The sequence below is a fragment of the Fulvimarina uroteuthidis genome (assembly GCF_034321785.1).
GTDB classification, from domain to species: Bacteria; Pseudomonadota; Alphaproteobacteria; order Rhizobiales; family Rhizobiaceae; genus Fulvimarina; species Fulvimarina uroteuthidis.
This window is the reverse complement of sequence record NZ_JAXLPB010000001.1, coordinates 804,746-817,486: the sequence shown is the minus strand read 5'-3', so window position 1 is coordinate 817,486 and position 12,741 is coordinate 804,746. Positions and strand designations below refer to the sequence as shown.

The following is a 12,741-nucleotide window of genomic DNA, read 5'->3' as shown; positions in this document are numbered from 1 at the left end:
GGACCATCGCGCTTCAATCCTCGCATTCCGCGAGACCATGGCCGTCCTTCGGGGCGGCTTTTTTGTGCCATCCAAGGAGATAAACGGTCATGGCGAACAACCCCCTTCCAGTCGCATCGGCCAAGTTCAGCATCGGCGGCATCACCGCAGATTACACCGAGGTCGCGCTGGCGGCCGACACGTACATCCAGGTCAAAGGCGTCCGGACCATGCCCGGGTTCGGCGACACGTTCCAGGACATCACCGTCGAGGAAGTGGACGATCCCCGCACCCGTCACGCCAAGGGCACGGCGAACGGCGTCACGATGGAGCTCGTCTGCTCGCGCCGCTCTGACGATCCGGGCCAGCAGGCCATGGTCGCAGCGGCCGAAACGCGCTCGTCCTACAACGTCAAGGTCGAGATCCCGACCGAGACCGGCACCTTCGACACCTACTACACCTCGGTCCTCGTCATGTCGGCGAACACCGGCCTCGGCGGTCCGAACGACACGCAGATGATCACCTTCAGCATGCAGCCGCAGGAAGCCCCGATCGAAGTCCTCGCGGCCTAACCGACGCTCACGTGAGCTAGGGGCGGCGCGTCGTCGGGTCTCGTCGCCCCACCCGACCTTCATCACCCGGCACAATCCGACAACCAAGGAACACCCGATATGTCGAAACTCAACTCTGACACGCCCATCACGCTGGACGGTGAAGACTACGTCCTCCGCTCCAGTCTCAAGGCTGCGACCACGATCAACCGCCACTTCGGCAACATGCAGGCGGCATGGGACGGTTTGATGAAGTCCGATCTCGAGGCATACATCGTCATCACGCGCGCGGGACTGCCGAAGGACGCGAACATCTCAACGGCGGACACGGCCGAAGCGGTCTACCGCACTGGCATGAGCAACATGCTGACGCCGCTCGTCCGCTTCCTGCGGATCATCCAGAACGGCGGCAAGGTGCCGAAGGACATGATCGACGAAGAGCGCGGCGACACGCCGGCGATCGGCCATGTCGAAGATGACCACGACGATGAGGGAAACGATCCCCACGTCTCGTAACCTTCGAGGAGTGGTGCGAGAAGCTTTATGAAGCTGCCGTCACCACCCTTCGCGGATGGTCCGATCGCGACATCATGGAGATGGACCTTGCCCGTCTCCAGTTCGCGGTCGAGGTCATGAGCGAGACGGACGCGCGAGAATGGCGGCAGCGATACCGGATCGGCGGGTTCAAAGTGGACGAGCCCCGGCATATTCCCGAGACCGTCGAAGAGTTCAACGATCAGGCTCGCGAGACCATGCGGGCCATGATGCGCGGGTTCAAAAAGCCCGCGTGATCAGCAATCGTCTGGCTTACTTCTCGCGCCAGCGGTCGCCAAGATAGAGCGCTATCCCGATCAGGATGGCGAAGAAGAAGATCGCGGACGGTATGCCTATAGGTCCGTCAAGAAACCGGACGCCTATCAGCGATATGAGCCCCAAGGCCGCGATTGTCAGGCCGAACTTTCCGACATTCACTTCGCCACGCGGTTCTCGTTTCTTCCAATCGCTCAAAGCACCCTCCACTCGGTCTTTGCGCACATAATCACGCATTTCCGGGCTCGCCAACTTGGCGGGCCTTTTTCTTGAGGAGGCCACATGAGCAACACGACCGGACCCGCTCTTGGCCTATCCATCGATTCGTCGGGCATGGAAAAGGGCCTGCGCGATCTCGAAAAGGTCGCACCGGCTGCGCAGCGCGCGGAGAAGGCTGCAGAAGGGTTCGGCAAAGCCGCCGGCGAGGCGGGCAAGGCGGTTGGCGCCGGCATGTCGATCGCCGAGCGCGAACTGCGGAAAATGAACGAGACCGCGCTGCGCATCGAAAAGATGATGAGCGCCGCGATGGCCGGCGTTGGCGCGTCCGGTGCGGCCGCCGCAAAGGGTGTGTCGCAAGCCGAGAAGGCCATGGAAGACCTGCGCGGGACGGCCGATCAGGTTTCCGCTGCGCTCGCCAAAGAGACGAAGGCGATGGTCGAAGCCGATCGCGCCGCCGCAAGGATGACGGAAGAGCAGCGCAAGCTGCGCGAAGAGAGCGACCGCCTCACAAAGGCCCAGCGCGATCTGGATGCCGCATACCAGCGCCAGGGCAGCGCGCTCCAGTCTATTCGCGAGAAATATGCACCAGCATTGGCTATCAGCCGTCGATACCGCGAGGAAGTCGCGACCATCACGGCGTTGGAAAAAGACGGCTTGATCGTCGCAAGCGAGGCGGCCGTCCTACGGGTAAAGGCCGCCGAAGCGACAGACGTTCAGAACGCCGCCTTGCGGCGCATGAACGAGACGCAAAAGCAGGCCGGGCTCTTGGCGCGTGCTGGGCTCCGCCCGGATCAGGGCCTCAACCTGTTTCGACAGGGTGGCGACATCGCGACCATGTCCATGATGGGAGCGACGCCCTTCGCGATCCTCTCCAGCCAGGGCGCGCAGATCGTTGAAATCTTCGCGGACACGGAGCGCGGGGCGAAGTCCGCATTGCAGGAGATCGGCAAGGAGGTCTTGGGCCTCACCCGCTTTATCACCCCGCTCACGGTCGGGCTGACGGCTGTGGCCGGCGCATCTGTCTACCTCGCGATGAAATCGACCGAGGCCGAAAAGAGCATGGAGGCCAGCGCCAAGGCGGCCGACAGCTACAAGAAATCGCTCGAAGGTCTCGGAGACGCTGCGAACACTGCGGCCGATCGTGTGTTCGACCGAAATTCGCAACTTTCCCCTGTCGCAATCCGCGCGCAACTTCAGACCGCCATATCGGATCAGACGAAGGCGATCGAGGCGGCGCGGTCGGCGCTGACCGAAGCCGTGGCGACCGAAGCCATGGGCGGCAAGGGCTTCTTCGGTTTGACACCCTCCACCCTGGAAAGCCTCGGGGCGGTCGGCAACCTATTCGATTCTGACTACACCCGAACAGTTGAGCAGGTTCGAGAGATTGTTCGCGGCTTCGGCGAGGGCACGATCGAAGCGACTTCGCTGATCGACCAAATCTCGAAGATCAAGCTGGATGCCGATACGCCGGAAGATGTCCGCGCCCTTGTTGATGGCCTTCGGGATGTCGGCAACCGTGCCCTTGAAGCCGAAGCGTCCATCACTGCCCTTCGCGAAGCCGCGAATGAGATGCGGCAGATCAATTTCGAAGAGGCTATCGACGGCCTCGCGAAGATGGGCGGCGTTGCCCGGACGCAAATCCAGCAGCTCGAAGAGTTTCGCCGGGAGGCGATGCGGAACGCGACGACCGAAGCGGACGAGACCCTTGTCGGCGATCGTTACAAATTGGGGCTTGAAGAGCTTTCGCGCGATGCACGCGAGAACCTTTCCGAGGTTCAGGGCGCCTTCAACGATCTCGATCTTTCGCCGTTGCAGCAGGAACTCAATGCGACGACCCGGCAGTACGATCTGGAGATCCAGGAGTACATTAGGACCACCAATGATGCGGCCGGGGTCGCGGCGCTGCGCACCGAAAAAGAGGTCGCGCTCGCAACGATCAGGAAGCAGGCCTCGATCGACGCCGCGGAAGAGATCGCGGAAGCCGTCGAGAAGGAGGTCGAGGCGGCCCGGAAGGCAGAGGAAGCCTGGGCGAAGTCAAGCACGTCGCGCGTCCGCAGCATCGAAGATCAGATCGCCTCCATGAAGCTGGAGGCCGAGACGTTCGGCATGTCCGCGGGCGAAGCTGCAGCATACCGCGCCGAGGTCGAGCTTCTGGCAGCGGCGAAGCGCGCCGCGGCGGATGCCGGCTATGCGGTCTCGCCAGAGGAGGCGGCGTACATCAAGGACGCGGCCGCCGCGATCGGCGAATATACCGCGCAGATGGATGCCGCAACCAAGGCGAAGCAGGCTTTCGACGCCGAGTCGTCCTTCCGCGACGATCTTGTTTTTGAACGTGACCAGGCGGGGCGTTCGCAAAACGAGCAACAGGTCTATTCGCGCCTTCGTACTGCGGACATCGACGCGCAGAGCGCCGCCGGTCAGCAATACGCGGCATATATCCGCGAGACGCAAGCCTTGTCGGACGCCCGCGCTGAAAGCGAGAAGCGGTTCGAGGAAGCGCAGAAGAAGGCGCAGGAAGAGGCGAAGCGCACGAACGATGCGATGAAGTCTGTCGGCCAGACCATCGTCGAGGCTTTCGGCCGGGGCGAGGGCGCGCTCGACACGTTCATTTCCGCTTTCGCCCAGCTGGGCAACGCGAACGCGGCCAAGGGCTTCGACAAGCTGTTCGGCGGCCTATTCGGGGATGGGTCGCAGTCGTCTTCGTCAAGTGTGATCGGGGCGCTTTCAAAGCTGCCCGAGATGATCAACCGGGCGCCGGCATTCTCGCCGATCGCATCCCCGTTCGCGCCGCAGTTCGGATCGCCGGTCGGGCAGATCACTCGGTCGCCGCTGCCGGACATCACCGGCGATGTTTCGGGGCTCGGCTCATCGCTGAAGAGCCTCAACAAGCAGATCACCGGCTCGGCGGTGGCCTACCGTGATGCGATCGCCGCAATCGAGAGCCGGGGATCGGGCGACTATGCCGCGATCGGCCCAACGAACGCTAAGCTCGGGCGCGCCCTTGGCCGATACCAGGTCATGGAAGCGAACATCCCGCAGTGGTCGAAGGCTGCGCTGGGGCGCGTCGTCAGTTCGATGGAGTTCTTGAGCAGTCCGAAGCTGCAGGACGCTATCTTCGACAACCAGTTCGGAGGCTACGTCGCCAAATTTGGTGAGCGGGGCGCGGCGCAGGCATGGTTCGGCGGCCCCGGCTCGGTCGGAAAGCTCGGGCGCAAGGATGTGCTCGGCACGTCCGTCGGCGGCTATGGCGAAAGGTTCATCAGCGAACTTAAGAGGATGGGCGGCGGATCGTCGAAGTTCTCGTCGTCTTCCACGTACGGCTTCGCAGGCGACGTTTCCGCCGGCGTCATCGACGCCCAGCGCAAGATCGTCTCAGGCGCAGTTCCGGGCGCCGCTCCCGTTTCCCCAGGCGATCCCTGGAGTGGCATTCGGGTTGCCGGCGGTGATCCGTGGAGCGGCATGCGCTCGGCAAGTGGGGGCGGGCTTGGCGGCATCACCGCATCCCTCCCGCAGAACTCAGTAGGCGGATTCCTTCAATCGCCCGTCGGCCAGACCGCGCTCGCGGGCATTGGCGCTTTTGCGAGCGGCATGCAGTCAGGTTCTCCGGTCGGGGGCGCCTTCTCCGGCGCTCTCGCAGGCCTTGCGACCCCCCTCGGTCCCGTTGGAGCGCTTATCGGTGGCGCTGCCGGCCTCCTTGGCGGTATCTTCGGCAAGTCCAAGGCCAAAAAGGAGCGCCAGAAGCAGGAGCGCCAAGCGGCGCATGACGCGTGGGAACAGAATTACGCGCAGTTCGCGGAGATCCGAGACACGGTCCAGCGGATCGAGGTCGGCCCGCTGACGAAAGAGCTTCGCACGATCGATCAGACGCTTGAGCAGTTCCGCAAGCTGGCTGACAAGACCGGCAACGGCGGGAACAAGAGCCAGGTGGCCGCGGCCATCAAGGACGCCGAGCAGTACCGCTCGTTCTTGTTCGACAATTTCCGCAAGTCGCTGCCGAAGATGACCGAGGATCTGGCCGCCGGCCTTGGGCTGAACACCGAGTTCACCAAGGCTCGCGATGCGGTCCTCGAACAGGGCAAGCAGCTTCGCGGGTTCCTGGACGACGTTTCGACCGCCTATGCCGACCTGTTCGCCGAGCAGAAGCGGATCATGGACGAGTTCGACCAGGCGGAGGCCTCGGCCAAGGGCAACTTCGCTTCCGCTGGCTCACGCGTCGCGCAGGCCGAGGGCGCAGTGGTCGCCGCTCGCGATCGGTACAACGACTATACCGTCATCAAGGGCCGGGAGCAGCAGGCACAGGACGCGCTCGCGTCTGGCATCATGGGCGTGCAGGGACTGTTCAACACGGTCTTCGAGAAGGCCGGCAAAGGTGGCGGCGGTGGCTCGGCGGTCGATCTGGCCGAGGCCGAGGCGCGCCGGGACGCGCAGCTTGCAGCGATCGCCGAGGAACTGGCTGTCGCGGAGAAGCGCCTGGCTGACGCGCGCAGCGCCGCGATCGAGGGCTTGCTCAAGACCGTCTCCGGTCTCGGCAAGGAGCAGACCGATATCGAGAAGGCGCTCGACCAGATGCAGGGCGCCGCGGCGGGGCTGCGCACCGCGCTCGTGGATCTCGGGCTTTCGGCCGGCGAAGCGGAGGTTCGTATCGGGGAGGCCATTGCCGCGGGCACCGAGCGGGTGCGCAAGGAGGTCTCGCAAGGCCTTACGGACGAGATCGCCAGCCTCGACGGCAAGGGCTACCTCGCCGACATGCGCAACCTCACGAAGGAGTTGGAAGACCGGTTTTCCGGCGCGTCCCTGATCAACGTCGACACCTCTCTGGTGGACGCATGGTTCGCGAAACAGGCACAGGCGATGGTCGACGGGGCCGGGATCGCCGGCGAAGCGTTCAAGGAACTGATCGCCTTGTTTCCGAAGCTGGCGGGCGTGGTCGAAGAGGCATCCGGCGTCTTCGACCAGTACCGGGATCGCGTCTTCGCCGCGACGAACGACAATTCGAAGCTGGCAGGTCAGCTTGCCGAGTTCGACCGGTCGGCGGCCCGCGAGCGCGAAGAAGTCGCCAAGCGGGGGAACGACCACGTCGTCGAGCTCGAAAAGGCTCTCGCCGCCGAGCGGGCGCAGATTCTCGCGCAGTCGGTGCAGGAGCAGGCGCGCCGTCTCAGCGACTATCAGGAGCGCTATTTCGCGGCGACGAACGACAACAACAGCCTCTCGGGCGCGCTGAAGGCGTTCGATCGGGCGTCGGGCATCGAGCGCTATCAGGAGGCAAACGCCGGCGGCCAGAACATGGCAACGCTCAACGCAGCGCTCGCCGCCGAGAAGGTCGTGCTGATCCAGGAGCGGCTGCGAGCCGCCTACGAAGAGCAGACGTCGGAGATCGAGAGCACGATCAGCCGGCTTGAAGGCCTGTCTCGCGAGTGGGCGGACCTGCGGCGCGATCTGCGCCTTGATGACGAACTGTCGGGATTGAGCCCGCTGCAGCAGGCCATGGAAGCGCAGACCCGCTTCCGCGACGTGGCGGCGCGTGCGGCCGGGGGCGACGAGGAAGCGCAAGAGGAACTGGCGAAGGCCAGCCAGGACTATCTCAACGAGTTCCGCGCCTACTACGCTTCGAGCGAGGCCTATTATTCGGCCTTCAACGAGGTGCAGACCACGCTTGAACAGGCCGAGGCCACGGCGGTTACGGAACTGGGCGTCGCCAAGTCTCAGCTTGATGTGGCGAGGACCCAACTCGACGCCATGCGTACCGTGGATGACAGCATTGGCGAACTGACGGCGGCGCTCACTGCGGCTATGGCGAACCTTACCGCTGCACAAACGGCGGTTGGCGTCCCAACGACGGCGGCAGGCGGCTCAACGGGCGGCGGCGGCGGCGGATCGCCTGCGGCCCCGGGCGGTGGAAGTCCGTCTCCATCTGTCGACCGCAACATCGCGTATCTCCAGAGCAACCCCGATGTTTTGCAGGCCATATCGAGTGGAGACACCTTCGGCCTGCCGGCGGGGTCCAGCGTATCCGCAATCGCCGCTGCGCACTACGAGAACTTCGGCCAAGTCGAGGGCCGCCCCTATGCCTCTGGCGGCCTGATCACCGGCCCCGGCACCGGCACCTCGGACGACGTCAATATCAGGGCTTCCAACGGCGAGTTCATGATGCGGGCCGCCGCGGTCGAAAGCTACGGTCTGCCCACCATGAACGCCATAAATCAGGGCCGGCTGAAGCTGCCGACCATGGCACGGATGCCGGCGCCGGCGAACGACGGCGGGACGGCGGTCAACACCAAGCTTCTTGAGCAAGTCCGAAGCCTGGAGCGTGCGATCAATCGCCAAACGGAAACTCTTGCAGGCCTTGGGCTGGAACACTTGTCACTCGCACGCGAGGGCAAAGAGGCGGCCAAAACGGCTGCGAAGACCAATACGCGCAACTCGTTGGATCGGAAGGCTAAGGTGGGATGATCTACCTCGTCGAACTGACAGGCTACGATCCGGCAACGGCCGGGGATGTGGTCCTCCGCTATTGCGGGGGTGAGAGCGCCTACACCACGCGGCCAACCGACGACCCGGCCAATGCCGAATATGAGGGCCGGGTGTCTGATCCGGGCAATCTGGAGCGTCATCTGTTCGGCCGCAACCGGACCTATGGCGAATCCGACATCGGGGTCGGCGTGATCAAGCTCGCCAATCCGGACGGGGATCTCGACGGCCTCCTCGACATGACCTTCGATGGACGCCCGGTGCAAATCTGGGCGCTCGAAGACGGCGCGCCGTTCGGCTCGCGGGAGCTTCTGTTCTCGGGGCTGATCGACGACGCGGAGTTCGGCTACGCCGAAGTGACGGTCAGCATCCGCGACCGGCTGGACGCGCTGCGCGAGACACTGCAGCAAGAGACCTTCACCGGCGAGACCGTCAGCGGGGGCAGGGCAGACGCCGAAGGCGGCGAAGACCTGAAGGACAAGCCCAAGCCCGAAGCCTATGGGCGCGTCCTGAACGTCCCGGCCGTCGAGGTGGACCGGTTCGACCTCATCTACCAGATCGCCGCGAACGGGCTCGCGTCCATAGATGTTGTCCGGGACCGGGGCGTTGCCCTCACCAAAGGGTCGGATTACGCGACGCTGGCCGCGCTCAAGGCGGCGACCGTCACCGCAGGCACCTACGCCTCGTGCGTGGCGCTCGGGCTGATCAAGCTCGGCGCGCGGGCAGACGGACAGATCACGGTCGATGCCAGCGAGGGTGCGACGGCTGCGGACCGCTCGGCGGCGCGCGTCGCCCGGCGGATGCTAGAGCGCGCTGGCTTCGTCGCCGGCACGGACTTCGAGGCGGCCGACTTCGAAGCGCTCCACGCTCTCAACCCGGCCGAAGTGCAGTATTGGGTCGGAACCAGCGATGTCGACGCGCTGGACGCGATCGCGGCAGTTCTGGGGAGCGTCGGCGGCTATCTCCTGCCGGACCGGACCGGCAAGTTCCACGTTGGCCGGCTGGAGCTTCCAACCGGCGAGCCCGGCGCTGTCATTGATGAGGTGCTGATCCTCGACGGCGGATCCGGCATCGACCGGATCGGCACGGACGACGAGGGCAGCGGCAAGGCCGCGCGGACGATCACCGTCAAGTATGGGCTGAACCACTATCCGGTGCGGCGCGACGAGCTCGTGACGGACACCGGCACCGCGTCGGACACCACGGACGCATACCGAGCGTTCGCCACGGAAGAGTGGCGGCAGGTGAAGATCGAGAACGCCGCGGTCGCCGCGATCTCGCCGGACGCGCCGGAACTGACTTTCGAGACGATGTTCGTCAACGAAGCGGACGCGCACGCCGAGGCGAACCGCCTGGCGCCGATCTATTCGGTCCGGCGCGACGTCTTCTCGGTGCCGGTGACGCGGCGCGAGATCGAGACGATCGACCTTGCCGGCGTGGTCGAACTTCAGATGTCGCGCTTCGGGCTGAACGAGGGCCGGCTGTTCCGAGTGCTCGGCGAAACGGCGAATTATGAGGACGGGCAGACCACGCTCGTCCTGTGGGGGTGAATTTGCAGAACGTGATGATCCTCTACCCGAACAGGGCGGACAAGGCGGTGATCACCGGCGGCGAGTGGCAGATCCCGCTGGATCGGCTCAAAGCCCCGTCGCCCCTGAAGCGGGTGGCGCGCTCCGCCAGCGCCGCCTTGGCCGACACGCAATTCGACATCGCGTTCGACCGGCTGCAGACCGTGAAGGCGGTGGCCTTGGCTAACATCAACTTCTCGCTCGCGGCCATGTGGCGGATCCGGGCGTTCGATGATCCTGAAATGACGGTCGAGCGCCACAACAGCGGGTGGATCAGGGTCTATCCGCGGCTCTACAGCACCAAGTCCCTGTCGTGGCGCGATCCGAACTTCTGGCTCGGCGGCCCGACCTCGGAAAGCCTCGAAGGGCTGACGCAACAGGCGATCTATCTGCCCGATCCCGCCCCGTTCGCGCGGTACTGGAAGATCGAGATCGACGACCAGGGCAACCCGGACGGCTATCTCGATATCGGCCGCCTGTTCATGGCCGGCGGCTACCAGCCGAGCATGAATTACGTCTACGGGGGCGGCCTGGGGCTCGAAACGAAGACCCGCGTCGACGAAGCGCTCGGCGGGAACGAGTTCTTCGATCGGCGGAAGACCTATCGCGTCGCCCGGATCGGCTGGGACTATCTGCCCGAGCAGGAGGCGCTTGAGAAGGCGTTCGACCTGCAGCGGCAAGCCGGTATCGACCGCGAGGTCTTCCTCATCATGAAGCCGGGCGACGAGGTCAATCTCACGCGAACGTCGTTCCTCGGCCGCTTCCGCCAACTGTCCCCGCTTGAGCAGATCGTCTACCGGCGCGCCTCGACGGCCTTCGAAATCAAGGAGATCCAGTAATGCCCTTCGGCCAGACCATCCTGGACGCAATCGACCGTCTGAAGAACAAGTACAACAATGGCGCCTATAATCCGGCCACGAATCCAGGCGGGTTCGACCAGGACGGCCATCCGGTCAATTTCTTCCCCGCGCTGACGGATACAGCAACGGTTGCCGAGGGCGCGGCGGACAAGGCCGATAGCGCCAACTCGGCGGCGGAGAGCGCGGCTGGGTCGGCTGGGGCAGCGGGATCGGCGAGGACCGCAGCGGAGACCGCGCGCGACAAGGCGCAGGCATGGGCGAGCGCGGACGATGGGGTCGAGGTCGAGCCGGGGCTGTTCTCGGCGAAAGTCGGGGCGGCGAAAGCAAAGACCGAGGCCGATCGTGCGCAGGGTTACGCGGCGGCTCTGAACCTCCCGCCGATCACAGCAGCTGACGCGCTGAAATATTGGCGCGTGACTGCGGACGGAACCGGCACGGAATTTGTTGCGCTCGATACGACGCCGTCCCTCGTCCGATCCGCTCGCACGTCGAACACGCAAATCGTCAAGGCCGATCAGGGCAATCTGATCGAAATTACGGCGGGCACGTTCACGCAGACGTTCGCGTCGCCCTCCGATCTTGGAGACGGCTTCTTCTGTTACGTTAAAAACGGATCTGGTGACGTAACGATCCCCGCCTCGGACGGACGCAACAACTGGATCATGTATCCGGGCGAGATGCGTCTGTTTCAGTGCGACGGGACGACGTTGCGGTCGATCGTTCTGGCACCCTTCTACAAGGAGTTCATCGCATCTGGAAACTTCATCAAGCCCCCCGGCTACGGCGTGTTCGGCGCCATCTTGTTCGGCGGCGGCGGCGGTGGTGGTAAGGGTAACGGAAGCAATCTCGGAGGGCAGGGTGGCAGAGCAGGATCCGTAATTATCTATCCTAGCATAGCGTCGTCGTTCTTGGCATCGAGTTCGGGAGTTACGGTGGGTGCCGCAGGGTCAGGTGCGACGGCAGTAGGCACAAGCGGTACGGCGGGGGGTGGTACTTTCGTCGGAGTACTGGGCGCGAGCGGCGGTGTCGGTGGGCAAACGTCTCAAGCCGGTCAATCTGGCCCTGACACACAGGGTGGAGCCGAAAGCTTTTCCTCTGGCTCCGGCGGGTCATACGCGATTGGCGGCAGTGCATCCATCGGACAGCCAGGATCCACCTTCGGATTTCGTGGTGGAAATTCGGGCATCGCTGCCTCAGGAGAAGATGGGACCGGAAGGTCTGCCGGTGGCGGCGGAACAGGGACCGGAGCCAAGGGCGGTGATGGCGTAGCCGGGGAAGTTCGCATGTGGGGGATCATCTGATGGCTTACGGAATAGTTCAAAACGGCGTCGTAGCTAACGCGGCAGAGGCGACTTCTGATTTCGCCGCCTCGCAAGGGTGGCCCGAACTGCCGGCAGGCATCGGCATAGGTTGGCGCTACGAAGACGGCGAGTTCTTGCCGCCCGAGCCCGAACCCTTCGACGCTCCTGCCGCGCGTGCCGAAGCCCTCGCGACCGCCATCGCCTACGGCAACCGCATCACGCAGGGCGAGATCAACCAGTGGGCGGGCGTCGAGCCGTTCTCCTGGACGCAGCAGCGAGACGAGGCGAAGATCGTCCGCGACGGCGGCACGCTGGGAGAGGACGCGATCCTGCCCGGCCTCGCCGACGACAAGGGCATTACGCTGGAGGCCTACGCCGACGACGTGTGGACGAACGCCATGCGCTATCAGTCGGTGCTCCGCGCGGCGGTCTACCTGCGCCGTACCGCGACGAACACGCTGACCGACGAGAGCCTCGACACGCCCGAGAAGATCGCCGAGGCGGTGGCGGCGCTGACCGTCGAGGCCGACGCGCTGGCGGCGCAGTTGCTGGGCGGGCAGGGCTGATGTCGGCATACACCGAACCGCTCTCCTACCGGTCCACCGATTACTGGCGCAACGGGCGGCGCCTCTACGAGCTTGAGGCCGGCTTCACGTTCTACTCGGAACTGGCGCAGCGCTCGATCACGGTCCCGGTCGGGTTCCTTACGGACCTCGGCTCGATCCCGGCCTTCGCCCGCTGGTGGCTGTCGTCCGATGATTTCTGGGCGCAGGCATATGTGCTGCACGATCGCCTCTACCACACGCGCGAGATGGACAGGGCGACAGCCGACCTGATCCTGTGGGAGGCGCTCGGTCTGCCGTACCGTGTCTATGACGAGGACGGCGTGATGCGCCGGGAGACGTGCCCCGCACTCGCGCGGTCTGCGATCTACCAGGCCGTCAGGATCGGCGGCGGGCCGGCCTATCAGCGCGGCGGATAATCC

10 protein-coding genes are annotated in these 12,741 nt (G+C 64.7%); 9 read left to right on the top strand and 1 reads right to left on the bottom strand.

Annotation, left to right across the window (positions count from 1 at the left end):
* The first annotated feature begins 89 nt into the window (after positions 1 to 89).
* The 3 genes from U0C82_RS03705 to U0C82_RS03695 all read left to right on the top strand — a co-directional run bounded on the left by U0C82_RS03705 (position 90) and on the right by U0C82_RS03695 (position 1,321).
* Positions 90 to 551 (top strand): hypothetical protein, encoded by a 462-nt coding sequence (locus U0C82_RS03705; protein ID WP_322185701.1) that lies wholly within the window; start codon positions 90 to 92, stop codon positions 549 to 551.
* 99 nt (positions 552 to 650) lie between these two features.
* The gene (locus U0C82_RS03700; RefSeq protein ID WP_322185700.1) at positions 651 to 1,046 is read left to right on the top strand and encodes a hypothetical protein; all 396 of its coding nucleotides are present in this window, start codon (positions 651 to 653) and stop codon (positions 1,044 to 1,046) included.
* A gap of 80 nt (positions 1,047 to 1,126) precedes the next feature.
* A complete protein-coding gene (locus U0C82_RS03695) occupies positions 1,127 to 1,321 on the top strand; it encodes a hypothetical protein (protein ID WP_322185699.1) in 195 nt (64 codons plus the stop codon).
* Positions 1,322 to 1,337: 16 nt separating this feature from the next.
* On the opposite strand, the gene U0C82_RS03690 is transcribed toward U0C82_RS03695, so the two are convergent.
* A complete protein-coding gene (locus tag U0C82_RS03690; RefSeq protein WP_322185698.1) occupies positions 1,338 to 1,538 on the bottom strand; it encodes a hypothetical protein in 201 nt (66 codons plus the stop codon).
* Between the two features lie 84 nt (positions 1,539 to 1,622).
* Here U0C82_RS03690 and U0C82_RS03685 point away from each other — a divergent pair, with 84 nt between their 5' ends.
* The 6 genes from U0C82_RS03685 to U0C82_RS03660 are packed head-to-tail and all read left to right on the top strand — an operon-like array spanning position 1,623 to position 12,738.
* Complete coding sequence (locus U0C82_RS03685; RefSeq protein ID WP_322185697.1) at positions 1,623 to 8,009, top strand: phage tail length tape measure family protein; 6,387 nt, start codon at positions 1,623 to 1,625, stop codon at positions 8,007 to 8,009.
* Entirely contained in the window at positions 8,006 to 9,577 is a 1,572-nt protein-coding gene (locus U0C82_RS03680) for a hypothetical protein (protein ID WP_322185696.1), read from the top strand. Before U0C82_RS03685 ends, U0C82_RS03680 begins: the two co-directional genes overlap by 4 nt.
* A 14-nt stretch (positions 9,578 to 9,591) precedes the next feature.
* Complete coding sequence (locus tag U0C82_RS03675; RefSeq protein WP_322185695.1) at positions 9,592 to 10,434, top strand: hypothetical protein; 843 nt, start codon at positions 9,592 to 9,594, stop codon at positions 10,432 to 10,434.
* Positions 10,434 to 11,756: a hypothetical protein gene (locus tag U0C82_RS03670; protein ID WP_322185694.1), complete on the top strand. Its 1,323-nt coding sequence runs from the start codon at positions 10,434 to 10,436 to the stop codon at positions 11,754 to 11,756. Before U0C82_RS03675 ends, U0C82_RS03670 begins: the two co-directional genes overlap by 1 nt.
* On the top strand, positions 11,756 to 12,322 hold the full coding sequence (locus U0C82_RS03665) for a hypothetical protein (RefSeq protein ID WP_322185693.1): 567 nt from the start codon (positions 11,756 to 11,758) through the stop codon (positions 12,320 to 12,322). The genes U0C82_RS03670 and U0C82_RS03665 overlap by 1 nt, the downstream gene beginning before the upstream one ends.
* Positions 12,322 to 12,738 carry a DUF1353 domain-containing protein gene (locus tag U0C82_RS03660; RefSeq protein ID WP_322185692.1) on the top strand — a complete coding sequence of 139 codons (417 nt, stop codon included), beginning with the start codon at positions 12,322 to 12,324 and terminating at the stop codon, positions 12,736 to 12,738. The genes U0C82_RS03665 and U0C82_RS03660 overlap by 1 nt, the downstream gene beginning before the upstream one ends.
* Positions 12,739 to 12,741: the final 3 nt, after the last annotated feature.

What these genes read in the sequence shown, in the direction of transcription:
- U0C82_RS03680 (WP_322185696.1), top strand. Translation starts at nt 8,006, where the DNA reads ATGATCTACCTCGTCGAACTGACAGGCTACGATCCGGCAACGGCCGGG.
- U0C82_RS03675 (WP_322185695.1), top strand. Translation starts at nt 9,592, where the DNA reads ATGATCCTCTACCCGAACAGGGCGGACAAGGCGGTGATCACCGGCGGC.
- U0C82_RS03685 (WP_322185697.1), top strand. Translation starts at nt 1,623, where the DNA reads ATGAGCAACACGACCGGACCCGCTCTTGGCCTATCCATCGATTCGTCG.
- U0C82_RS03665 (WP_322185693.1), top strand. Translation starts at nt 11,756, where the DNA reads ATGGCTTACGGAATAGTTCAAAACGGCGTCGTAGCTAACGCGGCAGAG.
- U0C82_RS03660 (WP_322185692.1), top strand. Translation starts at nt 12,322, where the DNA reads ATGTCGGCATACACCGAACCGCTCTCCTACCGGTCCACCGATTACTGG.
- U0C82_RS03695 (WP_322185699.1), top strand. Translation starts at nt 1,127, where the DNA reads ATGGACCTTGCCCGTCTCCAGTTCGCGGTCGAGGTCATGAGCGAGACG.
- U0C82_RS03705 (WP_322185701.1), top strand. Translation starts at nt 90, where the DNA reads ATGGCGAACAACCCCCTTCCAGTCGCATCGGCCAAGTTCAGCATCGGC.
- U0C82_RS03670 (WP_322185694.1), top strand. Translation starts at nt 10,434, where the DNA reads ATGCCCTTCGGCCAGACCATCCTGGACGCAATCGACCGTCTGAAGAAC.
- U0C82_RS03700 (WP_322185700.1), top strand. Translation starts at nt 651, where the DNA reads ATGTCGAAACTCAACTCTGACACGCCCATCACGCTGGACGGTGAAGAC.